The organism is Sedimenticola selenatireducens (assembly GCF_007625115.1).
Classification (GTDB): Bacteria; Pseudomonadota; Gammaproteobacteria; order Chromatiales; family Chromatiaceae; genus Sedimenticola; species Sedimenticola selenatireducens_A.
This window is the reverse complement of record NZ_VMNH01000034.1, coordinates 18,057-44,739: the sequence shown is the minus strand read 5'-3', so window position 1 is coordinate 44,739 and position 26,683 is coordinate 18,057. Positions and strand designations below refer to the sequence as shown.

The 26,683-nt window shown below is 49.2% G+C and carries 22 protein-coding genes; 10 read left to right on the top strand and 12 right to left on the bottom strand.

The features are described from left to right. Nucleotides 1-36: 36 nt before the first annotated feature. The 6 genes from FHP88_RS18575 (at nt 37) to asd (ending at nt 8,661) form a co-directional block, all read left to right on the top strand. Complete coding sequence (locus tag FHP88_RS18575) at nt 37-2,808, top strand: hypothetical protein (RefSeq protein ID WP_144360649.1); 2,772 nt, start codon at nt 37-39, stop codon at nt 2,806-2,808. After that, nucleotides 2,795-3,988, top strand: a complete 1,194-nt coding sequence (locus FHP88_RS18570) for a hypothetical protein (protein WP_144360648.1) — start codon at nt 2,795-2,797, stop codon at nt 3,986-3,988. The genes FHP88_RS18575 and FHP88_RS18570 overlap by 14 nt, the downstream gene beginning before the upstream one ends. Before the next feature lie 295 nt (nt 3,989-4,283). Further along, a complete protein-coding gene (locus FHP88_RS18565; RefSeq protein WP_144360647.1) occupies nt 4,284-5,651 on the top strand; it encodes a substrate-binding protein in 1,368 nt (455 codons plus the stop codon). 143 nt (nt 5,652-5,794) lie between these two features. Beyond that, nucleotides 5,795-6,781 (top strand): TAXI family TRAP transporter solute-binding subunit, encoded by a 987-nt coding sequence (locus tag FHP88_RS18560; RefSeq protein ID WP_260843374.1) that lies wholly within the window; start codon nt 5,795-5,797, stop codon nt 6,779-6,781. 85 nt (nt 6,782-6,866) lie between these two features. Then, a complete protein-coding gene (locus tag FHP88_RS18555; protein WP_144360646.1) occupies nt 6,867-7,682 on the top strand; it encodes a sulfurtransferase in 816 nt (271 codons plus the stop codon). Between the two features lie 73 nt (nt 7,683-7,755). After that, the gene (gene asd / locus FHP88_RS18550; protein WP_144360645.1) at nt 7,756-8,661 is read left to right on the top strand and encodes an archaetidylserine decarboxylase; all 906 of its coding nucleotides are present in this window, start codon (nt 7,756-7,758) and stop codon (nt 8,659-8,661) included. Nucleotides 8,662-8,666: 5 nt separating this feature from the next. Here the strand turns inward: asd and epmA are convergent, their stop codons facing one another. Both epmA and efp read right to left on the bottom strand, forming a co-directional pair. Next, complete coding sequence (epmA, locus tag FHP88_RS18545; RefSeq protein ID WP_260843373.1) at nt 8,667-9,653, bottom strand: EF-P lysine aminoacylase EpmA; 987 nt, start codon at nt 9,651-9,653, stop codon at nt 8,667-8,669. Nucleotides 9,654-9,669: 16 nt separating this feature from the next. Continuing rightward, nucleotides 9,670-10,242, bottom strand: coding sequence for an elongation factor P (gene efp / locus FHP88_RS18540; protein WP_144360643.1), 573 nt, complete (start codon nt 10,240-10,242; stop codon nt 9,670-9,672). A gap of 34 nt (nt 10,243-10,276) precedes the next feature. On the opposite strand from efp, the gene epmB reads away from it, so the two are divergent. The 4 genes from epmB (at nt 10,277) to FHP88_RS18520 (ending at nt 16,530) form a co-directional block, all read left to right on the top strand. Further along, entirely contained in the window at nt 10,277-11,284 is a 1,008-nt protein-coding gene (gene epmB, locus FHP88_RS18535; RefSeq protein ID WP_144360642.1) for an EF-P beta-lysylation protein EpmB, read from the top strand. A gap of 159 nt (nt 11,285-11,443) precedes the next feature. Continuing rightward, nucleotides 11,444-13,270 carry a hypothetical protein gene (locus FHP88_RS18530; protein WP_144360641.1) on the top strand — a complete coding sequence of 609 codons (1,827 nt, stop codon included), beginning with the start codon at nt 11,444-11,446 and terminating at the stop codon, nt 13,268-13,270. 54 nt (nt 13,271-13,324) lie between these two features. Then, nucleotides 13,325-15,412, top strand: a complete 2,088-nt coding sequence (locus FHP88_RS18525) for an EAL domain-containing protein (protein WP_144360640.1) — start codon at nt 13,325-13,327, stop codon at nt 15,410-15,412. Further along, a complete protein-coding gene (locus FHP88_RS18520; protein ID WP_144360639.1) occupies nt 15,412-16,530 on the top strand; it encodes an SUMF1/EgtB/PvdO family nonheme iron enzyme in 1,119 nt (372 codons plus the stop codon). The genes FHP88_RS18525 and FHP88_RS18520 overlap by 1 nt, the downstream gene beginning before the upstream one ends. A gap of 74 nt (nt 16,531-16,604) precedes the next feature. On the opposite strand, the gene FHP88_RS18515 is transcribed toward FHP88_RS18520, so the two are convergent. The 10 genes from FHP88_RS18515 to FHP88_RS18470 form a co-directional block, all read right to left on the bottom strand. Next, nucleotides 16,605-17,366, bottom strand: a complete 762-nt coding sequence (locus FHP88_RS18515; protein WP_144360638.1) for an ABC transporter ATP-binding protein — start codon at nt 17,364-17,366, stop codon at nt 16,605-16,607. Beyond that, nucleotides 17,363-18,121: an ABC transporter ATP-binding protein gene (locus FHP88_RS18510; RefSeq protein WP_144360637.1), complete on the bottom strand. Its 759-nt coding sequence runs from the start codon at nt 18,119-18,121 to the stop codon at nt 17,363-17,365. The genes FHP88_RS18515 and FHP88_RS18510 overlap by 4 nt, the downstream gene beginning before the upstream one ends. 4 nt (nt 18,122-18,125) lie before the next feature. Continuing rightward, entirely contained in the window at nt 18,126-19,262 is a 1,137-nt protein-coding gene (locus FHP88_RS18505; RefSeq protein ID WP_144360636.1) for a branched-chain amino acid ABC transporter permease, read from the bottom strand. Between the two features lies 1 nt (nt 19,263). Further along, nucleotides 19,264-20,280, bottom strand: a complete 1,017-nt coding sequence (locus FHP88_RS18500; RefSeq protein WP_144360635.1) for a branched-chain amino acid ABC transporter permease — start codon at nt 20,278-20,280, stop codon at nt 19,264-19,266. Nucleotides 20,281-20,360: 80 nt separating this feature from the next. Next, nucleotides 20,361-21,716, bottom strand: a complete 1,356-nt coding sequence (locus tag FHP88_RS18495) for a substrate-binding protein (protein ID WP_335341530.1) — start codon at nt 21,714-21,716, stop codon at nt 20,361-20,363. A gap of 625 nt (nt 21,717-22,341) precedes the next feature. Then, nucleotides 22,342-22,830: a hypothetical protein gene (locus FHP88_RS18490; protein WP_260843372.1), complete on the bottom strand. Its 489-nt coding sequence runs from the start codon at nt 22,828-22,830 to the stop codon at nt 22,342-22,344. Between the two features lie 236 nt (nt 22,831-23,066). Next, complete coding sequence (locus tag FHP88_RS18485) at nt 23,067-23,645, bottom strand: DUF302 domain-containing protein (RefSeq protein WP_144360634.1); 579 nt, start codon at nt 23,643-23,645, stop codon at nt 23,067-23,069. 89 nt (nt 23,646-23,734) lie between these two features. Next, the gene (locus FHP88_RS18480; RefSeq protein WP_144360633.1) at nt 23,735-24,367 is read right to left on the bottom strand and encodes a division plane positioning ATPase MipZ; all 633 of its coding nucleotides are present in this window, start codon (nt 24,365-24,367) and stop codon (nt 23,735-23,737) included. A 1,033-nt stretch (nt 24,368-25,400) separates the two neighbouring features. Further along, complete coding sequence (locus FHP88_RS18475; protein WP_144360632.1) at nt 25,401-26,162, bottom strand: hypothetical protein; 762 nt, start codon at nt 26,160-26,162, stop codon at nt 25,401-25,403. 102 nt (nt 26,163-26,264) lie between these two features. Then, the gene (locus FHP88_RS18470) at nt 26,265-26,654 is read right to left on the bottom strand and encodes a hypothetical protein (RefSeq protein ID WP_144360631.1); all 390 of its coding nucleotides are present in this window, start codon (nt 26,652-26,654) and stop codon (nt 26,265-26,267) included. Between the last annotated feature and the right edge of the window lie 29 nt (nt 26,655-26,683).

Sequence of the window (26,683 nt, the reverse complement as noted above, 5' to 3'; positions counted from 1 at the left end):
AAGGAGATGTCGGCTGACACAAGCAAGGAGCCGCATATGGTAGACCTGGTAGACAGGGCATCACTGGCACCACTGATCGCCATTTCCCGGACTGATCCAGATCCTGATATAAGGATTGCAGCACTGGAGGCGGCCACGCGACTTCCCTTATCGGATGCGGCATGGCGTGACCTTGCGGTGGTGATTTTTAAGTTTATTGATAAAGAAGCCAGTGGAACTTTCACCCGCAAACGACTCCTGACCTGCGCAGCCAGAATTCCGCTTCCCACATTTCAAGAACGACTTCATACACTGGCAAGCACGGGAAGCCAATCCGATCAGGCCATCATTCATCAGGCCTTACATGACAACGAAAGATCTCTACACGAAGAGGGAATCAGGCAAAACTCTGGTCTCAAAAAGTCGCACCCATCCGGGCCATTACGGGGCAATCAACCTCACATCAGCGTAAAAAAAACGACCCGTAGCATCCCAAGGATTCTGTTAAAGACCCTCAAAAAGGCTAATCAGCATGCCGCCGCACTGACAGGACACGATACTAAAAGCGATTGGTTTGGGGATGAAATTATTCACTCAATTCGCAAACAGATCGTCGGCAAAACGATCGGCACTGAATGGCCCGTAGCGAAAGCTGTCAAAAAGCATTTAAACACACCAAAAACGGCACTGAATGACGACCAGATGGTCTGGGTACTGTCCCGCGGAAAGCCAAGCCATATCATTCGTCAAATGACCGGCCTGCTGACCCAAGATCGCCCAGCGAAGGAACGACAACAGCTACTCAAACTATTAGGTAAGGTCGGGGATAATCTCAGCAGTGGGGCAACACATGGGCAAGAGGCTGAGAAAGTAACTCGACATAAAATAGGGCGTGCGGGGGCCATCATTAATGGTCGGCCAAAAATGTCCGCACGGAGCGCCCCCTCGCCCATCATTGATTCACCGGAACCCACCTCTGGCAATGAGCCTGACTTCTCTACAGAGATGGCTGAGGTCGATGAGATGTACGAGGCCAGCGAAGCAGAGGCGCCCTCACCAGAGAGGCTAGCTGACCAGCAATCTGAACAACGAAGGGTGCATGCGCAATTACGCCAGGCCAATCAACGCCGCCACACCTTTTTGGCTGGAGTAGACAACACCATTCGTTGTTGGATCGGCCTACCTGATGAGGCATCCGCGGCAGTCGCCCCGGCGGCCATCCCTGAGATACCCATACCCAGCCAGGGACTCCCCCTAACGGCAGAACTCTGCTGGCGAGATCAAAGCGATGCCCAGCCGTTACTTTTACCACCTAGCCGGACCGCTCGCAGCGGTGATTGTGACCTGAGCATTTTTATACCGGAGGGTGAGCGTTACGTCAGTGCCGAGATCGTTTTCCGCTATCGGGGTCGCGCATTTGAAGTGGTGCAGGTAGAGGCCTTTGTCATCAGCCAGCAGGAAACTGAACAACCCCACCACTCTGTCCAGGTAAAAGTCATTTCAAGTCGCCGACAGCTTATTGAGTTACCAGACAGCCATCCATTTGATGCAACCCTGATATGGGGCAGAGAAACAGCTAACAACACAACATCAACCAAAGCCGCATCAAGTCTGCGGATTTTTGGTGGCCAAGGTGGTCGCCGGTTTGAATTGCCCGGTTCGGTCATCGCGCTGAACTGGCTTAATCAATCACTCTTTAATACACAGAAAAGCTTGATCAGACAGCGCCCTGATGAGGCCGATAATGCACAGAATGAACTCGATGCAGATTCACCTGAACTCCTGGCACTTTTTCGTGACATGGCAAGACACGGCGCCACGCTCTTCAATGAACTCGGCGCTCAGCAATTCACTGATCCCGGTGAACGCATACAGTTACTCAATCGTGAACCACAAGCCTATGTACCGCTGGAGTTCATCTACGACAAAGGCTATCCCGCCGATGATGCAGTATTATGCGCGGGCTGGCAGGCTGCCTTGCTCTCTGATGAACAACACTGCCCGACTTGCAGCCAACAGACACTCACACCGGAACAGCGCGATTGGACGCCGACAATCTGCCCGCTTGGCTTCTGGTCCATGCAGAAAATCATTGAGCGGGTTGATCCTGGGGATGCTGATCTCAAAGAGACATCTGATGGGCAATCTCACCCAAGCCTGATCCGAAGAAGCCTGCCGCCGATAGACAGCATCCTCTTCGCCGCCAGCCATCGAGTGCCCGAGGCCGAGCGACTGGCAACAGAGCAAGCCCTCCGGCAGCAGTTCCTTCACCCCCAACTGGTCAATAACTGGGAGGAATGGAAGAGCGCTTTGCGCCCAGCCACGCCACCCCTACTATTGGTATTGCCCCACCATGATGTCGCATCAGCCCTGGACTTCCTCGAGATCGGCGATGCCCAACTGCCGGTAAAACAACGCCGTCTGAGTCGGGCACAGATAACAGATCGTTATGTCAATCCAGAGGGCAGAGACCCAGGCCCCATACTGCTCCTGCTGGGCTGTCGCACAGGAACGAGTACAGAAGATGGTTATGTGCGATTAACCCGACGCTTTCAACAGACCAAAACATCTATCGTACTCGGCACCATGGCACAGATACTGGGCAGACATGCCGCCCCGGTCGCCAGAGAGCTGGTAACGCAGCTGGTTGAGACGGCTGACCCTCAAGCAGACTTTGGAACACTCATGCGCCGGGTACGCCGCAGGATGCTTGCGAGGGGTTACCTCATGGCATTCTGCCTCATCGCTTTAGGCGATGCGGAATGGCGACTCACCCCCAGAGTAAAAATTCAACCTACCCCCACGGAGAGTGACCATGTTCCGCATTGAAATGCTCCCTGCCGCACATGGCGACTGTCTCTGGATTGAGTACGGCGCGGCAGACCAGACCCATCGGATACTAATAGACGGTGGTCCGGCACACACCTATCCCTCATTGCGTGAGCGCGTGCTTCACCTGCCCTCCACACAACGTCACTTTGATCTTCTGGTTGTTACGCACATTGATGCCGATCATATCGAAGGCATCATTCGGCTGCTGCAAGATGCCCAAGCACTGGATTGTGTTTTTGATCGCATCTGGTTTAACGGCGCCCCGCAACTGAATCAGGTGCCCGATCCTGCAGGAGAAGCATTGGGTGCAATGCAAGGAGAGATCCTTGGCTTATTGATCAAAGCATATGAGGAGCAGCGTGGTGAATCTGTCTGGAATAAGGGGATGTCTGAACAGATTGCCTATATTCCAGCCACTGCTGAAAAACTGCCCGTGATAGATCTGCCCGGTGATTGCCGTCTAACCTTACTGTCACCCGATCATGAACGTCTCCTTGAACTGAAAGACCATTGGAGAGATGAATTGGATAAGGCTGGAGTCGATTCCGGTGATCTGCAGACACTCAAATTCAAACTTGAGAGTAGTCGACACCTGCGTCCGCTAGGCGATGTGCTCGGCGAAGATGACGACGCACTGGAATTAGAAGAACTGGGTTTTGATCTGACTTGGCAACCGGATGATATGTTGGGCAGCACGAAGGGTGAACCTGGTGGCGATGCGCCTTTTGGTAGCGACACCAGTCTGGCCAACGGCAGTAGTATTGCATTCTTATTGGAGTATCCAAAAGATAAACCAACCACCCGTTTTCTGTTAGCGGGGGATGCCTGGCCCTCAGTCCTTGAATCCAGTATTGAAAGATTGCTGCCTCAAACTACAGGACAGCTTAAATTGACGGGTTTCAAGCTACCCCACCACGGAAGCATCGCCAACCTGTCACCCGGGCTGTTATCACGAATTGACTGTAAGCATTACCTTATCTCAACCAATGGCGCACTCTTCCGCCACCCCCATAGCAGAGCGGTTGAACTGCTCCTGGAGAGACATAATGCCCGGGCACAAGCCAGACTCCATTTCAACTATCTGACCAGTACCACCTCAGCATGGGCTGATGAGGACGACCAAAAAGCACGCAAGTACCTAGCCTTTCACCCCAAAGGGATCTCTTTGGAACTTTAAAAGAAAAAACGAACAGTTCGCAATATACCCTTAATTTAATTGAAAAGCGGCCGATGTACTGCTTATGTTGGATGTCATGCAGCTATATGGCAGCCACTTTATAGCATGCAAAACCATAAGCATTGCAATACCGAAAAGCCTGATTTCCTCTTTTGTTCAATGACTTACAAGCAGTCTCGTTGCGTCTGACAAGAGTTCAACAGGACTTCTCCTTGGCCTGGATTTTCCAGATTGCATTGATTCGACAATAGATAACGAGATGGGCCTAAGCCCATGTGAGAGGATGAGAAAAGAGATGACAGATCACAGTTCTGACAAGTTCAGCACCCTTTCCCGGCGTGGCTTTATGAAGTTTGGGGCCGCATCGGTTGCTGCAGCCAGCTCCCCCCTGTTTTTTATTAAAGATGCCTGGGCGGAAGAGAAAGCTATTGGCAACTTTCCGGTAAAAGGAAGCAGTGTCAAGTTTGGTTTTAATTATCCGCAAAGCGGGGCTTATAAGGATGAAGGGGCTGATGAGGGCCGTGCTTATAAACTGGCCGTTGAGCATATCAACAGCGGTGGCGGCATGTTATCAACCCTGCAACCACTGGCACTAAAGGGCAACGGCGTCCTGGGCAAGAAGGTTGAGTTCGTCATTGGCGACACCTCATCCAATCCAGCACGGGCGGTAACCAGTGCCCGCCGAATGATCGAACAGGACGGGATTATTATGTTCTCGGGTGGCTCTTCCAGTTCAGTGGCCATCGCCCAGCAGTACTTAGCGCAGAAGACCGGCGTCATCTTTATGTGTGGTTTGACTCACTCTAATGACACCACGGGTAAAGACCGGCGTCGCTATGGGTTTCGGCACTTCTTCAACGCCTATATGAGTGGTAAGGCCCTCGCCCCAGTGCTGGCTAAAACCTATGGTAAAGATCGCCGCGCCTTTCATTTGACAGCCGATTATTCATGGGGGCACACACAGTATGCCTCGATGAAAGAGTTTACTGAAAAACAGGGCTGGACAACGGTCAATAACATCATGACCCCCCTGGGATCCAATGATTACTCGATGTTCCTGACTGCCATCATGAACTCGGATGCCGATGTCATCATCCTCAACCACTACGGCAAGGATATGGTGAACTCACTGACCCAAGCCGTTGAGTTTGGCATGCGTGATTTGCAGAAGAACGGCAAGAATATCGAATTTGTTGTTCCCCTGTTCAGCCGTGTAATGGCAAAAGGGGCCGGCGCTTCCAACATCGACGGTGTATTTGGCACCACGGGTTGGAACTGGACGCTACAAGACGCGGGTTCTCAGGCATTTGTAAAAACCTTCACTGAAAAATATGGTTTCCCACCGTCCCAAGCAGCGCACACCTGCTATGTACAGACCATTCTGTATGCCAATGCCTGTGAAAAAGCGGGTACCTTCTATCCGCCTGAGGTCATCAAAACCCTGGAGAACTCTCGTTACACAGGTATCGGTCCGGGCGAAACTTTCTATCGAGGCGAAGATCACCAGTGCTTTAAAGACATGCTGGTGATGAAAGGAAACGGCCCCGATAGCAGAACAGGCCAATATGATCTCCTCAAGATAGTTGAGCAGGTCAAGCGGGAAGACACCCTATACGACCACAAGACCTTCCCTGGAGAGCTTGGGCCTTATATCCCAGCCTGAGAAAACAGCAGTTCATTACCGCCCCTTACCGGGGCGGTTTCCTTTCCACCAAGCGTTAACAACTTTCTGCCTATTTTATCGACTTGAAATAACCCCATCCAAAACAGTTTGTTCAAGATGCTCTTTGCGGTTATTTTGGGTTCATGAATCAACCACAGAATAGGCGAAAAATGGGCAGCCCCTTTAAAACCTTGCTGAAGCTGCTGACGGGTCTCGCGCTTGTCAGCCAGATGGCAATCGCTGAAACCTTTGTCACCATCGGAACAGGCGGCGTAACCGGGGTTTACTATCCAGCTGGCAGTGGTATCTGCAAGCTGATCAACAAAGAGTTGGCTTCCCATGATATACGCTGCGCTATTGAGTCCACGGGTGGATCAGTTTACAACCTACAACAGCTGGTGACCGGTGGACTTGATCTGGCGATTGCCCAATCAGATGTACTCTTCCACGCCTATGAAGATGCCCATCGCTCCAACAGCGACAATCAGAATTTGCGCACCCTATTCGCGATCTATCCAGAACCTTTTACAGTAGTAGCTCGAGCCGACTCTGGCATTGACACCTTTGATGATCTAAAAGGGAAACGGGTCAATATTGGTAATCCAGGATCTGGCCAGCGTAACACCATGGAGGTGGTCATGCAGGCCTACGGCTGGACAAACAGCGATTTTTCACTGGTTTCTGAGCTAAAATCAGCAGAGCAGTCCAAAGCACTGTGCGATGACAAGATTGATGCCATGGTATTCACGGTGGGCCATCCTTCACGCTCAATTATGGAAGCAACCACCACCTGTCAAACCAAAATTGTCAGTGTAACTGGACCGATCATTGATGAATTGGTTAAAAACAATCGCTACTATCGCCTGACCAGTATTCCGGGTGGCATGTACGACGCGAATCCTGCCGACATTTCAACCTTTGGCGTTGGCGCCATTTTTGTCAGCACAACCCGACTCTCAACAGATACCATCTACGGCATTGTTCAGTCGTTATTTGAAAACTTTGAGCTGTTCAACAATCTACATCCAGCCTTTGCCAATCTACAGCAGAAGCATATGATTGATGATGACCTCCCGGCCCCACTCCATGAAGGTGCCATAAAATACTTTAAAGATAAGGGATTGATGTAATCACCCCTCTCCTAACCCCTCTCTTGAAAGTGGGCGAAATGCCGCCATCTCCTATTTTTAATACCGATCATATGGATAGCCGATTATGAACAGCCTGGATCTACCACTCATTGTTGAGCCGGAGAAGCTCGAACCCCTCCTGGGAGAGCGCCAATTGCTGGTAGTCGATATGACCAAGCCAGCAACCTACGCACAACTGCATATCCCCGGGGCTGTCTATCTCGATTATGGGCAGATCATCGCTATGCGGAAACCCACTATGGGACTGTTACCAGAGCCTGCAGTGCTGGAAAAATGCTTTTCCGATATCGGCATTGATGACACTGTCCATGTCGTGGCCTATGATGATGAGGGAGGTGGCAAAGCGGGTCGACTGCTCTGGACACTTGAGGCAATGGGACACTCTCGATTCTCTCTGTTAAATGGCGGCCTTCACGCTTGGGCCAATGAGGGCCATCCGATTCAACAAGCCCCCGTCACCCCAAGCCCGAAAGCATTCCAACCCAAACCCACCGACGCTCCAGTTGCAGATGCCACATACATCATGAAGCATCTGAATGACGGTACTTTGGGCCTATTGGATGCTCGCACTTCGGATGAATTCAATGGCAACAAACGTTTTGCCGATAAGGGTGGGCATATACCCGGCGCAGTCAATATGGACTGGATGCTGGCGCTCGACCAACAGCGCAATTTGCGCCTAAAAAGCAGCCGTGAACTGGAACAAATGCTCGACAGCCTGAATATCTCCAAGGATCAGCAGGTCATCACCTATTGCCATACCCACCATCGATCATCACTGACCTACATCATGCTCAAGTCTTTGGGCTATCCACAGGTTAAAGGCTATCCGGGATCCTGGTCTGACTGGGGAAATCGCCAAGACACCCCTGTTGCTTGAGGAGTCTCATTTACCTGGCCGGTCGATATGGGTAGTATCCCAATCGACTAACCGCCAAATCATGGACTATTGAATGAATCATCCCAGTTATCAGGGTACGGCTAAAGACGCCAACCTGCTCGATAAGCTTTTTGCGCTACTGCTCTATCTGTTACCCCATCATCTGCTCTCTCAGGCAATGTACTGGCTAACCCGTATTGAGTGGGCGCCACTTAAAGATCTACTGATTGCAGGGGCCATCAAACTCTACAAGATCGACATGCAGCTGGCTGTAGAGCAAGACCCCACGCGTTACCCCAGTTTCAATGCCTTCTTCACCCGTGCATTACGACCTGATGCTCGCCCGCTTGATGAGCGAGACGACACAGTGCTCTCACCCGTTGATGGCGCCATCAGTCAGATCGGACGCATTCAAGATGGCCGCATTTTTCAGGCTAAAGGGCAGAGTTACACATTGAGTGAGTTGCTGGGCGCAGATGAAGCATGGTGTAAGCAATTTGACGAGGGCCACTTTGCCACCATCTACCTGTCTCCGAGAGATTATCATCGCATCCATATGCCACTGTCTGGAATATTGCAAAAGATGTTACACATCCCTGGCCGTCTCTTCAGTGTCAGCCCCTCGACCACCCGTGTGGTACCCCGTCTGTTTAGTCGCAATGAACGTCTGGTCAATCTTTTTGAGACCGATAAGGGCCCGATGGCCGTCATCATGGTGGGCGCCATCTTTGTGGCGAGTATGGACACCGTCTGGGCCGGTACTGTCGCCCCCACATCCCGGCGCATCAATCAATGGCATTATGGGCCGGTCAATCCGACTGCATCTGTAGCGCTAGACCGTGGTGAAGAAATGGGTCGATTCAATATGGGATCAACCGTTGTCTTGCTGTTCGCTAAAGATACAATTGAATGGAGTGATGAACTGACGGCCGATTGCAAAGTTGAAATGGGCCAACAGATTGCTACATTGAAAGAGTAGTCCGGCTAAGCACGATACAGAGGGAAGGCAATGACCGAATCAATATGGGCTGATCCCGTCATTTGCATCAACAGCCGATCAATTCCCAAGGCCACACCAGAGCACTCCGGCAGACCGTACTTCATCGCTTCAATCAGATGCCCATCCATCGGGATCAATGGCTGACCTGAGATTGAGCGTTGCTGTAGATCCTGTTCAAATCGCTTTTGCTGTTCAGTGGCATCGATCAACTCATGAAAACCGTTGGCGACTTCGATACCATCAATATAGAGCTCAAATCGTTCCGCCACAGGAACAACGTCCTGACGAATATTTGCCAGCGCGGCTTGGCTGGCGGGGTAATCATATACAAAGCAGAGTCCAGGCCCCATGGCAGGCTCGATACAATGTGTCATCAGGATATCCAGCCAAGCATCCCGGTCCGGCAGATCCAGACATTCCAACCCTGAAACATCCTGGTGTAATGCACATTGGCGCAGTTGTTCTGCTGTTGTCTGATGGGGATTCACCTGAAGATGCTGTTCAAACAGCCTTTGATAGCTGATTTTATGGACAGGCCCCGTCTGTGGCATCAGCTGACAGATCAATTGCTCCACCTCATCCATCAGCTGATGATGATCAAAGCCGGGGCGATACCACTCAAGCAAGGTGAATTCCGCATTGTGTCGTCGGCCAGATTCACCATCGCGGAATACTTTGCATATCTGGTAAATAGCCCCTAACCCGGCAGCCAGCAGCCGCTTCATTGGAAACTCGGGTGAGGTGTGTAAATAGAGCGGTGTGCCCGAAGGGGCACCGGGACCGGTGTAACGGGAGGCAAGGCTCTCGATAGCAGGGTCGGTCGTCCCATGCCGCGAACAGACCGGCGTTTCAACTTCCAAAATATCCCGTTGTTGAAAAAAGGCCCTGATATCGGCCAGCATACGGGCACGTCTCCTCAACATCTCGATTGAAGCTGTTGGACGCCACCCGTCTGCTACCGCTGGACTCACTCCCCGTTCGTCCAAATCAATCCTCTTTTGCGCGCGAGACATACTCCCCAGAGCGCGTATCGACCTTGATCAGCTCACCCGTTTGCACAAATAGCGGCACCCTGACCACTGCACCGGTCTCCAAAGTTGCAGGCTTGCCACCACCGCCAGAGGTATCGCCCTTGAGCCCTGGATCAGTCTCGGTAATGGTCAAGACCACGAAATTGGGGACTTCCACAATGATTGGGCTCCCGTTCCATAAGGTCACCGTGCACATATCCTGATCTTTCAGCCATTTCACCGATTCACCCACGGCACTGGCATCGGCACTCACCTGCTCAAAAGAGTTGGGATCCATGAAGTGCCAAAACTCGCCATCAGAATAGAGGTACTGGAGTTCCACTTCCATGACATCCGCTGCTTCAACGGTCTCACCAGACTTAAAAGTCCGCTCAATGACGCGCCCAGTCTTCAGATTACGGATTCTTACCCGGTTAAACGCCTGGCCTTTGCCAGGCTTCACAAATTCGTTTTCAATAATGGAGCAGGGGTCGCCATCCAGCATTAGCTTTAGCCCACCCTTAAACTCACTGGTACTATACGTTGCCATCTTGTCCTCACCAAACAAACCACTGGAAACGCGCATGATACATCGAATAGAGCCTGTATGTCAGACTCCCCTGTGGCAACATGCCCTCGCAACCGCCTTTACCGATGTCGACGAATTTGTTGATTACCTACATCTGGACAAAAACTTGCTTCCGGCAGCCCGCCAAGCCGCCGCACAATTTGGTCTAAAAGTGCCGCGTGAATTCGCTGAATTGATCAATAAAGCAGACCCAGCTGATCCCATACTACGCCAAGTACTTCCTATCGGCGCAGAATCACTATTGTCTGAAGGTTTTTCTGCCGATCCGGTTGGGGATTTAAAAACCGCCATTGTTCCCGGAGTACTGCATAAATACCAGGGACGGCTGCTACTGATTGCCAGTGGTAGCTGTGCCATCCATTGCCGCTACTGCTTTCGCCGCCATTTCCCATACCAGGAGACGGCGACCTATCGGGACAAGTGGCAGCAGGCACTTGCCTATATCAAGGACGCAAAAGATATCCATGAGATCATCCTAAGTGGCGGCGATCCACTGAGCCTTTCAGATGGCAGGCTGAGCCAGCTTGTGACCCAGCTCGAAGTTATTCCACACCTGAAAAGGTTGCGCATCCATACGCGATTGCCAGTAGTCATTCCAGCAAGGCTCACAGCTGAACTTGTGAAGTGGATGACCGCTGGACGACTGAAAAAAATTCTGGTTCTGCACATCAACCACCGCAAGGAGATCACCCCCGAACTCACTCGGTCACTCACTGGGCTACACCAGGGTGGCGTCACACTGCTTAACCAGTCGGTACTACTAAAAGGGGTCAATGACAATTTGACAGCCTTAATAGAGCTGAGTGAAGCGCTCTTTGAAGCAAACATCCTTCCCTACTACCTTCACATGCTTGATCGTGTGCAGGGATCAGCCCATTTTGAAGTAGCCGATGAAGAGGCCTTGCGACTGGAAAATTCACTACGTAACAACCTGCCTGGGTACCTCATGCCAAAATGGGTTAGAGAGCACGCTGGAATGGCCGCTAAACAACCGGCCTTTTGAACTAAAAAATCCTCACAGGATCGCTTTTAAATAACAGAAACTCGCTTACAATCAAAATATTACTATAGTAGGATCATATCCTGCCGATAACCTGAAGGTAATACTTTGCGAACAGCCTGTAGCTGTTGTTGATTTTTTAGTCAGGATTGTAAAGATTTCATGGAGATACAGAACACTCTCGGTTTTAAACTACCTGAGCGCACCTCTGCGCCTGCCGGATCTATCTTACTGAATCCCAAGGAGGTTTCCAGTTGGGTAGGTGCCCTGCCAATGGCCAATGTGGGTGAAACATCCAGGCAGGTATTTAAAACCATCGTCGAATTCAATCGACTCGATATCCCGAATATTAACCGTATTAAGGTGGCAGAACTATTTCGCCGCCCGATTAACTATATCTCCGAAAATCTACACAAATACTATTACGATGTCCCTTTCCCTTTATCGGCAAAAAATCGCAAGATTGCGGTATTGAATAGGGAGCTGTATACCGAACTGGCATTGGCCTACAAAATATTCATTGAGAATATGATTTCAGGCAGTTCGGGGAAATTTGACCGGAAGCTGCTTATAATCGCTATTCACCGTGTCATTCGTTTCCTTTCCATGGTCTCGTATCACTCGGCTATCGTTTACGACCCCATTCCCCAGACAGTATGGAAAGAGATCCATCTGCTCTATGCCTATGCTGAACAAAACAACATCCATACCTTGCCAATAAAGGACGGCAAGAACGATGAGACCGTTAGCAGTATCGAAAATTTATATAAGCAGGCGCTGCTCTTCTCAATCTGTTCTCCTTATCGGATGAGGCAACGTGAGATTGACTATCTCAGGACATCACTTGACGACTGGAACAAGCTCACGACACTGGAAATACCGAATGAAAACAGCCTGACACCCTGCCAATTCGTGGCTAGGCTTACCACGGACTCCCCGCCTATCCATGGGGCGCTTGAGGAGAAAGAGCTGAGTCAACACTGCCGAGTGCTAAACACTCAGAAACTGGTTCAGTCACTTCGGGAAACATTCGATAATCTGCCACCGGAACAACGAGGCAGCCAAATTAGTCCAACCAGCAAGCAGCCCTCGGCGCATTTATTGCGGCAACTGATCCAAGTGCTCAGTTCAGCACCAAAGCGGGAGTTTGTCAGAACCAAACTCAACTTTGAGTTGAAGATTGCTGTGGGTATTACTGCCACGCACGCCTTGCTAACGCCCAATATAGCAGTGGAAGAAACACTCGAAGATACCTCTTCTGATATCGAGCTTGAGTGGATTGATCAACCCGATGGAACCCGTCTAAACAAATCACTCTACACCCTATCGGAACAGAAACTGACACTTGATGGTTTTGATGAGAGCATTCAAGAGACCATCGTTGCCAGTAGTTATGATGAGCCTGGCTTTGGGCAAATGGGCATACCAACGTGGGCTTCAAGTATGACTGAGCACTCGTTTGAGACTTTCGCCTGTAAAACAATCAACGAAAGTGCTGGAGGCTATTGCATTAACTGGCAAGGTTTCAACGCACCTAAAATCAAGATTGGCGAAGTAATCGGCATTCAGTCTGCAACCAATAGGAATCAGTTTGGTATTGGCATCAGCCGATGGATGAAAAACACCCCTGGCCAAGGATTGCAGTTGGGCATGGAGATGGTCTCCCCCAATGCTTCAGCCGTTGAAGTAGACCTGCTTAATAGCGAAAACCACAGTGGCGTTCCACAAAAAGGTTTATTGCTCCCTGAGCTCAAGTCGTCCGAAAGACCAGCCAGTATGATTTTGCCAACCCTGCCCTTTAAGGTTGATGATGTCGTAATGCTTAAGTCTGGAACAACCAAGCGAAAAGCAAAGCTCATACGCCTGCTTGAGACAACCGGGGCATTTGCTCATTTCCAGTTTAACTACCTTAACCTTCTACCCGGGGAAACGGACAAGCAAAAGAACAGTGATGACGATGATTTTGACAACATCTGGACCATGCTCTAACCGTATAGAAATAGATAAGACCACCATGGTGATACCTTTGGACAATAGCCCCCTATGATTGGAAACCTGAACACTGACATACCAATAAGACTCTTGATCATTGAGCCTTCGCTAAATGAAGCTGAAGCTTATATCAGTGCGCTACGTAACGCCGGCATGGTAATCCATCCAACAATAATCGCAGATAATGAAAAACTTCTTGATGTCTCCGATACGGAGAAACCTGATCTAATCCTGATATCCATGCAAGGAAGCAAAGAGAAGTTTGAATCAACGACCAAACTGTGTCGCACAGCGTTCACGGACACGCCCAACGTCATCATCTATAAAGACCAAGACATTGATCCGCAGCTACTGTTAAAAGCCATGCTTGATGGTGCAAGAGATGTTGTTTCGGCCACTGATCCCGATCATTTGCAACTGGTCATCAAGCGCGAAGCTGAAACATTGCAGCTACGTCAAGAACTGGCCATCACACAACAAAAACTGAGAGAAGCTGAATCTCGCTGCACCACACTCATTGCCAGCTCACAAGATGCCATTGCCTATATTCATGAAGGCATGCACATGCAGGCCAACCCCACCTATATGGAGATGTTTGGCTACGTAAGTTTAGAAGAGCTGGAAGGTCTCCCCATCTTGGATATGGTCTCTCCGAAAGATCACAAAAGCATCAAGGCTTTCTTGAAAACACTGGGCGATGAGAAGCAGGAACTCAGTATTGAATGTCAGAACAGTGCCGGAGATACATTTGATGCAAGACTCGAGTTCTCACCTGCTACTTATGATGGAGAACCCTGCACACAAATCGTCATACGCAATGATTCACAGAGCAAAGAGCTCGAACATACAATCGAGTTACTGAGTAATCAGGATACACAGACGGGCCTGGCCAATCGCCAATATTTCATGGAGAAAATGGAGCAAAAAATCAGCGCACTTCAACAAACAGAAGGCAGCTGCTCACTGTTCTATATTGTTGTTGACAACTTTGCCGAGATACGGGCAAATCTGGGCATTATAGCCAGCGACAAGCTCCTCAAAGAACTTGCTGAAATATTGTCCAATAACACTGATGAAGGTGAGCTACTCGCACGCTTTGGCGATCATACCTTTACAATCCTGAGCTGCATTAGTGACCATACAGAGGCTGAATCAACGGCAGAACGACTTCGTCAGCTAGTAGAAGACTATATTTATCAGGAAGTTAATATCACCTGCTCCATTGGAGCCGGCCTGCTTGGGCAAGATATCACCAGCAGTCAGGAGTTTATTAATCGTACCTACCATGCCTATGAAGCAGCCCGGAATAATGGCGGTAACAGCATATCCTTCTATGATGCCAGCGAAATGCAGGCAAGCTATGGAGAGGACAATACGGGCGATGAAGCGCGCATCAATCAACTGATTGAACACGCCCTGGAAAATGACCGCTTCCGTCTGGTATACCAACCCATCGTCAGTCTGCAGGGGGATAGCCGTGAAAACTATGCCGTACTTACCCGACTGCTAGACAACAACAATGAAGAGATTCTTCCTGACTACTTCATTAAACACGCCAAACAGGGAGAACAGATGGCCAAGGTCGACCGCTGGGTAATTAACAAGGCGGTAGAAGAGCTTGCCCAGCAACGGGAAGAGGGAAGAAAGGTAAACTTCTTTATCAGTTTATCCAGTGCTGCACTGGAAGATGAAGGCATACTTCTCTGGATCTGCGACTGCTTGAGAAAATATAAAGCAAAAGGCGCCTGGATCACCTTCCAGATACGTGACAAAGATCTCCGCAATCATATCCAGACTGCCAAGAAGTTGATCGATGGATTGAAAAAAATAAAATGCCAGCTAGCTGTTGATCAATTTGGATCAACACCAAAGGCAGAAACATTGCTAAAACACCTGCCTGTCGATTTTGTAAAATTTGATTTTGACCTAATGGAAGATCTTGCTACCAAACAAGACCGCCAAGACTACTTGAATGAACTTAATGCCCTGGCCAAGAGCCACAACGTAAAGACTATTGCGATGGGTGTAGAAGATGCCAATAGTCTTGCCATACTCTGGACAGTCGGTGTCAACTATATTCAGGGTTATTTCTTGCAGGAGCCCTCTGAAAATATCTCTTACGAATTCAGTTCAGCCTAATGAACCAAAAGAGTGGTTACTCTCTCAAGCAGTGCAAACACTGCAACCACAAGATAGAAGACCCCGAGGCTCTATTCTGCGCCCAATGTGGACGATCCCTCTGTCGGGAAGGTCACTGCTGCAGCTGTGGCAAGCATCTTCAACCCAAAGCTAACTTCTGCGACCGCTGCGGTACCGCTGTAACTAAACCCGCAAAAAAATCAACCAGCACACTTTATGCCGTTGATTCATCATCACCAACTAAAGAAACAGCGCCACTGACTGGAAAAGATGATCAAATCAAAGAGATCATCGAAGAACAAGTTAAGCGACGTATCACCGAAGCGCAGATAGAACGTACGCTGGAGCGTAACTTTCAAAAGGAAAAAGCGCTTGAGGCAAAACTGCTCAAATACGGACTAAGGGAGAGCGATTGGGTCAGCATTACCGGTGGCAACTATATCATGGGCTCACCCGCCTCAGAGATTGGGCGATTTGAAAACGAGCAACAACATGAGGTAGAAATTGGGCGTTTTGAAATGCTTAAAACACCTGTCACATTTGCCATGTTTGATATTTTTTGCGATGAAGTACGCCATACGCGACCGCCAGATGACACTTGGGGACGAGAGAATCGACCGGTAATCAATGTGACCTACTGGAGTGCCACTGAGTATTGCCACTGGCTGTCAAAGCGTACCGGCAATAAGATACGACTGCCTACAGAAGCAGAATGGGAGTTCGCTTGTCGCGCAGGGACCAGCACCCCATTCTGGACCGGTGAAACCATTACCACAGAGCAAGCCAATTTTGATGGCAACTATACTTACTCAGGTAGTCAAAAAGGTGTGTCGCGTGGACAAACAACCCCTGTTGATCAATTCCCAGCCAATCCCTGGGGACTGCATGACATGCATGGGAATGTATGGGAATGGTGTGGCTCGGTGTTCGACGAGAACTACGGCGGGCTTGAGCTGCTGAGCGCAGAAACCCTGCAGGATGACTTGAGAGAACGTATTGTACGAGGCGGCTCATGGCACAACGTCCCCGGCGGTATTCGCTCAGCGATTCGCAATAAACTGCTCCCTCATTATCATTATCTCAGGGTCGGCTTTCGAATCGTACGCGAAGTCACCTAGGCAGAAATAAAAAAACCTGCGACCTTCCGATAAAGGAAGAACACAGGTTTTTTATTAGGAACGATAGTAAAAAATCAGATGGCCAAATACTGCTGTCTGAGTTCCTCGTTATCAAGTACCTCCTGAGCCAAACCGTCAAATACGATCTGACCCATATCCAGGATAATGGCCCGATCTGCCAAGCGTAGAGCAGCCACAGCATTCTGTTCAACAATAATCGTCGTAATGCCCAATTTCTTGATGCCATCAACGATACGCTCAATCTCATGAACGATCACAGGAGCCAATCCCTCATAAGGCTCGTCCAGTAACAGCAACTTGATGTCACGTGCAAGCGCACGGGCAACCGCGAGCATCTGCTGCTCACCACCTGACAGGGTCGTTGCCTCCTGAGTGCGCCGCTCAGCCAGACGCGGGAAATGCTCATAGATGCGCTCAATGCTCCATCCAATCGGTGGCGCAATCTGCGCCAGGATCAGGTTCTCTTCAACCGTCATACCCGCAATGATTCGACGATCTTCGGGAACCAGGCCAACACCATTTTGTGCCGCCTCATGCGATTTCATTTGATGCAGCGGTTTGTGGTCCAGCCAAATCTCCCCGTGCGTCACCTGCGGACTATCGACGCGAGCAATAGATCTTAGTGTAGAAGTCTTTCCTGCGCCATTACGACCAAGGAGCGCCAGAACTTCACCTTCACGAATATCAAAACTGACCCCTTGTACGATATAACTCTCGCCATAGTAAGAGTGGATATCCCAACAGGAGAAGAAAGCCGGATCGGAACCCGTCTTGTTGACCGGAGAAACACGATGGGTCGTACTGTACTTACTCATAGCTCAGCCCCTCCCAGATAGGCTTCCTGGACTTTTGGGTTACCGCGAATCTCATCTGGCGTGCCACTGGCAATAATACGGCCTTGGGCTAAAACACTGATCCGATCAGCAAGACTGAATACCACGTGCATATCATGCTCAATGATAATCTTGGTCATTCCACGCTCTTTAATCCGCTTCAGCAGATCAATCGTACGATTGGTATCATGGCGAGCCATACCGGCAGTAGGTTCATCAAGCAACAATAGCCGTGGGTGTTGCACCAACCCCATAGCCAGTTCAAGACGACGCTTATCGCCACGCGACATGCTACCCGCGTGTTTTAAGATATGTTCACCTAATCCCATATCTTCCAGTATATGGATAGCATCGGCCTCTAGTGCTTTTTCAGAAGAGAGACTTTTGAACGCATTAAATTTAAAAATACCATCTCGTTTGGCAAGCGCAGGAATCATCACATTCTGCAATACCGACAGATCAGGGAAAATTTCAGGGGTCTGAAAAACTCGCACCATACCTGCATGATTGATCTCATGCGGCTGCATGCCAATCATATTCTTCCCTTCAAACTCAACCGTACCATTATCAGGTATCAGACGACCAATGCAGCAGTTCAGCAGCGTCGATTTACCTGCACCGTTTGGACCGATAATAGCGTGGGTTTTCCCCTCTTCAATGTCCAGATTGATATCACCCAAAGCGTGCAATCCACCAAAGGTTTTATCGACATTTTTGATGCTTAATACAATACTCATCACATCACTCCTTCTCTGCCGACAGTTCACTTTCGTCAGTTGCTGACTTATTGAACATATTACGTACGAAAGCGGATGCGCGACGAATGCCTTCAACCACGCCACCCGGCAGGAAGATCACCACAATCATAAACAGCAATCCAAGCGTCAAATGCCAACCATCACCGACAAATTCACCCGCAATTGCTACCACAATATTCTCCAGCCAATCCGGAAGGAACGCGAAGATCTCATGAAGCTGACCATCATTAAGGGCCGAGAAAATGTTCTCAAAATACTTAATAATACTGGATCCAAGTAAGGGGCCCAGTAACGTACCCGCCCCGCCAAGGATAGTCATTAACACCACCTCACCTGATGCGGTCCATTGCATACGCTCAGCACCCGCCAGCGGGTCTGTGATCGCCATCAATGAACCCGCCAGGCCTGCGTACATACCGGAAATCACAAACGCGGTGAGCAGGTAAGGCTTGGTATTGAATCCGGTATAGCGCATGCGCGTCTGGTTGGACTTAATCGCCCGAAGCTTCAATCCAAATGGCGAACGGAAGATACGCAGCGAAATAAAGAAGGCAATGATCAGCAACACCGCACAGAAGTAAAAGCCAGGATAGCCGCTCATATCCATGCCAAACAGTGTTGTTGAGGGTAGCCCTTCGGTAGTCGCGCTATCAAATACTCGCGGATCATCCATTGTCAATTGAAGACCTGTCTCACCATTTGTGATTGGTGTTAACACTGAATAGGCCAAATTGTAAGACATCTGGGCAAAGGCCAAAGTCAAAATGGAGAAATAGATACCTGACCGACGTAGACTCAGAAAACCAATCACAACCGCAAATACACCCGCAAGAAGCGTGGCAAGTACTACGGCCGGGATGACATTCATGGTAAGCAGTTTAAAAGACCAGACCGCCGTATAGGAGCCAATACCAAGAAACACGGCATGTCCAAACGATAAGTAACCAGTAAGGCCAAACAGTATATTAAAGCCTATAGCAAAAATCCCAAAGATGGCGAATTTCTGCAACAGATCTGGATACCCTGCACCAACGGGACTAAGCCATATAGGGGCAGAGAGGACAACGGCAGTAAACAGGGCCATGACAACCCAATCATTGCGTAACAGTGGCATACTCATATCAATCCTCCATCACGCCCTTTCGTCCCATCAGACCGCGAGGTCTTACCAGGATGATTACTACAGCAACCAGATAGATAATGATCTGATCGATGCCAGGGATGATGTCTTTAATTTCATTCATGGACGCAAAAGATTGCAGAATACCCAGTAGGAATCCTGCAGCTACGGCACCGCCAAGTGATCCCATACCTCCGACCACTACCACCACAAAAGAGAGCACCAAAAAGTCCATACCCATGTGATAATCAGGTGGAAGAATAGGCACATACATGACACCGGCCAATCCAGCTACAACCGCCGCAATACCGAAGACAATGGTAAACCTTCGCTCCACATTGATACCCAGCAAACCTACGGTCTCTCTGTCATGCATACCGGCTCGTACCACCATGCCAAAAGTAGTGAACTGGAGGAATGCAAACACAGCAAAAATAACCACCCCTGAGAAAAGCAGATAGATCAATCGCCACCAGGGATAAACCACTGATTCGCCCAATCCAAGCAAAACACCGATAGGCGCACTTCCCGCTACAATTTCAGGTGCTGGTGTTGGAATTGGATTGGCACCGAAAAAGGATTTGATGATCTCTTGCATCACGATAGCGAGACCAAAGGTAACCAAAATTTGATCGGCATGAGGGCGCTTATAGAAGTGGCGAATCAGGCCTCGTTCCATAGCAAGCCCGATAAGCAACATTATTGGGATTGCGATTACGATCGATATCGGTACTGACCAGTCGATGATCTTTGTGCCAAAATCACCAAACCAAAGTTCTAAATAGGGCTGTTCTTTGTACGCATCGAAGAAGGTGATACTTTCGTCTTTTACTTTGAGTGAAAGTGTCAAAATCTTTTGCACGGTAACCGCACAAAATGCACCCAGCATGAAAAGCGCCCCATGGGCGAAGTTCACGACACCGAGTGTTCCGAATACGAGTGTAAGGCCAAGGGCGATGAGGGCATAGGCGCCGCCCTTATCGAGGCCATTTAAGATCTGAAGAAGGATCGCATCCATTACTGTCTACACACTAGTGATGATGAAAGAAAGGATAATGCCGGCCACCCAAAGGTAGCCGGCATACACGCTAGAGCAGCTTAAACCTCGTAGGGGCCGAGTTCACCGCCAAAGATCTTGGCGTCGTACTCAACTTGCGAGCGAGGAACGATCTGCTCAACATTGAGCAGGTCAAACTGTGAAGTTGGATTCTGGTTACCACGTACAACCAGTACATCCTTGAAGCACTGATGATCTTCAGCGCGATACTCGGTAGGACCGTTACCCGTACCATCAAACTTGAAGCCTTCCAGAGTTTTAATCACTTCTGGTGGATAGAAGCTACCGGCCTGTTCAACCGCATTGGCATACAGCAGAGCCTGCACATAGCAGGTGTGAGCTGCCATTGAGGGTGGGAAACCGTATTCTTGACCGAAGGATTTAACAAAGGCTTTAGAACCTTCATCCTGCAGCGCCCAGTTCCAGTTGGTGGTACCCAGGATACCTTTGATATTCTCGCCTGCACCCTGTGCCATCAAACGAGAGAACAGCGGAACAACGATCTCAAAGTTCTTACCATTCACCTGTTTGTCACGCAGACCAAACTGAACCGCCTGTGTCAGAGAGTTGATCATATCCTTACCGTAGTGGTTCAGGATCAACACATCGGCACCCGAGTTCAATACAGGAGTAATGTACTGGGAGAAGTCACCGGCACCCACTGGGGTACGAACAGCCGCGGTGGTTTTCCAACCCAGCGCCTCAGTGGTGTTCTTGATTGACTCTTCCTGGGTCCAACCCCAAGTATAGTCAGCGGTCAAATGGTAAGCTTTACGTTCGGTACCCATCTCTTGCTTTAACACAGGACCCAGTGCAGCACCGGACATGTAGGCGTTAAAGAAGTGACGGAAACCATAACGGCGTTTGTCTTTACCCGTGGTGTCATTAGAGTGGGTCAAGCCCGCCATAAATATAACACCCATCTCCTGACAGAGGCCCTGTACAGCAACAGCCACACCGGAAGATGAACCACCGGTAATCATGACCACGCCATCTTTTTCAATCATACGCTTGGCCGATGCACGAGCGGCATCAGACTTGGTCTGAGTATCACCCGTTACATACTCAAGCTTCTTGCCCAAGATGCCATTGCCTTTCAAAGAGAGTGGCTTCATGGTGTTGAGCATACCGCCATCACCCTCGCCATTGATGTGTTTTACCGCCAACTTATAGGCGCGTAACTCATCAGCACCCTCATCTGCATAAGCGCCAGACTGGGGAACATTGAAACCAAATTTTACTGTGCCTGCATTACCTGGGTTATTGCGAAATTCTTTCGCTGCCCAAGCATCTTTAGTGAAGAACATCGGCATGCTGGCTGCGGTGAGTGCCGCAGCACCGACCTTCATGAAGCCACGACGGGACAATTCGCTGGTATTCGTCTTATCATCACTCATTACTATTTTTCCTCTCTCTCCGTTTTAGGCTGAATGCCCATTTTGTGTAATTACAACTCAGGTCGGCTGAATTACTTGGGTATCGCTGTAATTTAAGGACTTACCGCAACAACCCAGGTTCCCAGAAAGCACTTTTACGTACTTTCTATCTGATCAATCAGGGTCTAAAACCTGTTCAATTCAGTGACTGACTCATTGTCAATATCTCTATTTATTGTTCAAACTGCCCGTGCTTGGCGTTATCAACCACACTAATCACTATATCTGGTGCATACAGACAATCATTATTGGGCAGACTACCAGAATGCAATATTAATGCCGTCTTTTGATTCCATTGAGAATCAAATAGATAGTCATCACAGAACAAGGCAGTGTTACTGAAGAACACAGATATCGGTAACACAGTCCGTGTAGAATCGTAACACCGCTATTCGCTGCGGCAGAATAAGTAAGCCCATTCACATTAATGGTCAACTTGAGCAGGAATTCATTAGGAGAGGTGAACAGAAAGCTGGCTAAACCATATAGACATACAGCCCTGTGTATCGCTTGGGAAAAATATAATAAGTGGCTCGGAACCACTGACCGTGGCCCCGGTGAAGGGATGAGTTACAGTTTGGCTAACTTACCAGGGCATGAAAGTGTTCATAAAGGTCATTGGACGAGAGATGTTATGATTCATTCTCGATATATCATTACGCATGATATAGGTGGATTGGGTCATTGATCCCATCGATCGATCCATAGAACCGATAGTCGCCAACATCGGCTCAAGTGTACCTACCTTTTCATTTATTTCAGCCATGTGACCTGACATAACCTTAATGTTGGCCGTCATATGCCCCATATTGTCTGAAACTGACTGCATATTACTGGCAAGAACCGTCATATTCGAATCCACACTTACCGCGAGATAATGAACATCCTTGGCTAGGCTGTAGACTAAAAAAAATCCATACGCCGCCAATATGATGAAGGCAAATAGAGACGGATAAACAATCAGTTCCCAGCGCCTGGCGCTGGTTTCAAATGCCTCAGACAGGCGATCCATTGAATAAACCGGCTCTTTCTCTGCAGTCATGTCCTGATGCTCATTCTCTTTATTCTGGACCATATCTACCACCCTAGAACCAGCACTTGCCAGTAGAGATTATTTCGTTATTAATAATATTAAGTACTTCTAATATAGTAGCACGGATAATTACCTTTCGCCCCTACTTTTTGACAGGACGTCGCACTTGATAGCCAGAGGAATCATTCGAGTCTTAGTAGCACGATCGGTGCTTTACAAACGACCTTGTCAGATCTTGCGACTCACTCAGGCGCAAAAAAGTGAGTCGCATCTACACACTAGAAATCGCCTATCGCGCCACGCCGCATGATCTCAAGAATTACATTTTTAACATGCACGGCTTCTTCCTTGAGTGCGGGTGGTAACGGCTCACCGCCATGAATCATTAAATCCATATTAAGCGCATAGAGCCAGAGTTTGCCCTGTTTATCTTCAACCATTGTGATTCTGCAAGGCAAATAGGCGGAAAAGGCATCGCTGTAATCAAGCATTCTTGCAGCGGTCAGCGAATTACAGAACATATAGATCTTCACAAAGCGGTATTTTTCACCACTTTTTGCCTCAACATCCTTATACAGTGGTAATTCGCCTACATTGGAAATGTTCAGCTCGTTTGCAACTGTTTTCATGGATTGCTCCACATCTTCAGGCGTGATGCCCTCTTCAACCGGGACCTTCCAAATGGTCGCTTCAGCTGCATTCCGAGTCTCAATAATATTCTCTGCCAATTCTTTGTAAACACCTGCGGCACCAGGATCAAAACTGTCCAGAATCGCTTGTGTTTTTAGCGTTGCCACAGCCACAGCGATAACCGTTAGAAGGCCAATCAGGGCAAATAGATTTCTGATGATACGCATGTGTCATACCTCTCCGTCTTCTCACCCGCTAGAGCGGATGTATTATTTTTTACAGACAGCGCCTACCTTTGCCTGATAATTATTAATCACTATTTCAGCACATTTGGATAGAGCTTCGCGCATAAGGAATTCAGCTCTTTAGCGCCCTTCCCTTTCTGATTCAACTCAAAAACAGCTAATCCCTCACTGAATGAGCGCCGGAATATTGTCCTTTGCGACAGGCGGGGTTTGATAAATTTCATCCCTGGCAGTGAAACCAATGCTGCGGCCGCTTCATCAGTCTCTCGAACCGCATGATGGGTATCCCCACGATTTATGAAGCCGATCATTTCAGGCTTCTTCTCATCCGTTATAGAGTTCACAAACTGGATAAATCTTTGTGTTGACCAGATATCAGCCTGGGAGGGAGGTACAGGAACCAGTATACGATCGGCCAGACGAATCGCCTGCTTCATCATCTCAATATCCGCTGTGCCGATATCAATCAGGACTTCGTCAGCATGCTGAAGCTTTTCGCTCTCCAGGTACTTCTTACCCTTAACAGAAATCTTTGGACGGTAACCTTCTTCGTCACGAACCTCTGCAACATCACGCAAGGTGGCCTGAGGATCGAGATCAATTACCTGTATATTCACCTCAGCCATCGCTAGCCAGATAGCGAGATTAAACGTTACCGTACTTTTTCCAGAGCCACCTTTCAGGCTACCAACGACTGTTATCATACCCAAGCCCTTGTTTTTATTATTTCAATAATGGAACACCCAGAACAGTATATGCAGTTTCCCCAATCAATACTTTCCCACATAGGGTGCATTTGACCACGCCAATGTCTCGTTTTGATGCGCAGTATAACTTTTGGGATAACGTCCAGGAGCAGGCCTCATTGCATAGGGACCCCAAGGGTTGATACCGACATTAGGGTTACGGAGATCTGGCCTGAAATTGTAATTCACCGGATAACTTGGGCGATAGGGATACGGGGTAGACACCGGGTTTCCCTGATATGCAACCGCAGACGGCGCAGGCCTGAATCGATAATTCTGGTGGGCAGCTGGATGATTATAATAAGGCTGATAGCGGGCAAGTCGTGCTGGCATCGGCTGATGCAGAGGCATTGCAGGCCGGGTAATTCGTTGCTGTGGATACCCATAAACAGGAGGACGCATCGCTGATCGCACCGGCGGCATCCAGGCATTAGGCTGACGATAATTCACCGGTGCTGGAGGCCGGTATCCACGATAACCTGGATACGCAGATTGGGCACCTCTCCAAGGCATAGCGCGCTGTGGATAAGGATACCCATAGGCCATTCTTGGCATCGGCCTTGTCTGATAACCCGACATATGACTCGGAATCATAGGAAAGCCGCGCACGCCCCATGGATAGACCTGGGGTGGAGGCAGTCGCCGTGCAATAGGTTGATAACTCACAGGAAGCGGCCAAGCCACTGCCCTCCGAACAGGGTAATATCCTGCAGGTGGCATGCCCTGCCGCGGTGTATTTACCGGGAGATATCGAACCGGTTGCTGTGCTCGATACCGAGGACGAAAACTCGCGACGCTCCGCGCCGGAGATGCCGGCATGTAGGCTGGGACCATATACTGCGGCACACCAGTGGGTGCTGCAATAACGCTACCAACAAATAAGGGCAACATACTTAGCCCAGTCACGATAGCAAATATCTGTCTCATCTTGATCATTATACTTTACCCATGACTGTAGATTCGTTCATCTGGTTCAAAGAACACGCCAACATCATTGTTTTTGCGGCTGCTGTGGGATAATTTTCCTGAAATGACTGGGAATCGCAAATAATTCAGGGTCTTGACTTCCAATCTTGATATTGCGCAATTCCCGAACATATCCTCCGGCATTCATCTCTTTAATCGCCAGATTCAATTGCGGATCAAACCAGCGCGTCGAACTTTGCGCTGGCTGATTACCCTGACTCATGGTCATCTCCCACTTCTCTACCTGGCGTCCATTGAGTTCCTCAACAGCCTGCATATGCTGCACCATAACCGGCCCGCCATCGATCTCCTGCCGCAACAGGATTGACCGCTGCTTGCCGATCCACTGGGTACTGCGCATCGCACCGCTCTGCCCGGTGATCACAACACTCCATTTGGTTGCCGGCCTGTCCTGCACCATGTCATCACCCAAACGCTTACATTCAGCCCCTGGAATCCCTTCACAAGGACTCCCTTTCTGACCCGTAATGTTTTCGGTGCTCCCCATAGGATACTCAATATAACTCTGCTGCTGAGGATAGAGTACCCAGGTTAACTTATTATCTGAGTCGATGATATTAACAACAGGCTGGCCATTTTGCTGGGTTTCACTCCGTATTCTATTTTTTCCCACATAAATACGACCCACGCGCTGCACCTGTTTGGGACCTGACTGATAGGTGTCTGCCGAAAATTCTACCGCGGCTGGTGTTGCAGCCTCAACAGGTGACATCCCTGCCCACATGACAACAAAGCCTACTGATATGAACTGACGAAAACCTGACATCTTAACCTCCAAATTGCTGGCTTTTGAAACATCTGCCAGTCCAGCTTATCCACCGATCCACCCTGTAATCCGGGTATTCCGGTTTATCCTTTCTAATTGTAATTACCGCACTTTTTCCTGCGGGCGAAATCGATAGCCCGGATGCATCCGTTCAGGAGTGATCACAGAATTCCCAGTACTTCCTTGCGGTGGTATCGGCATCTGCTGACCTCCGTTCCAGGGGATAACAACTCCTCCATTTTGCTGATTAAGACGCGGCGCGATCCGCGGCGCTGACTCCCGGGGCATGGCATAGCGATTTTTTCCGCCAGTAGGTGCAGGGCGATATCGATACCTCACATCTGGACGCACTTCGTCGCCCGCATATCGATCGGACTTCTTGCCTTGCACCCCAAGAGTAGATTCATTGAGAGGCCGGAAATGACCAAATCCTCTCTTTACACCATCTGCTATCGCAGACTGCATCACCAGAACAAAGGAAGCCACTGACATCAGGATGGCTCTTCGTCTCATCCCAGAGT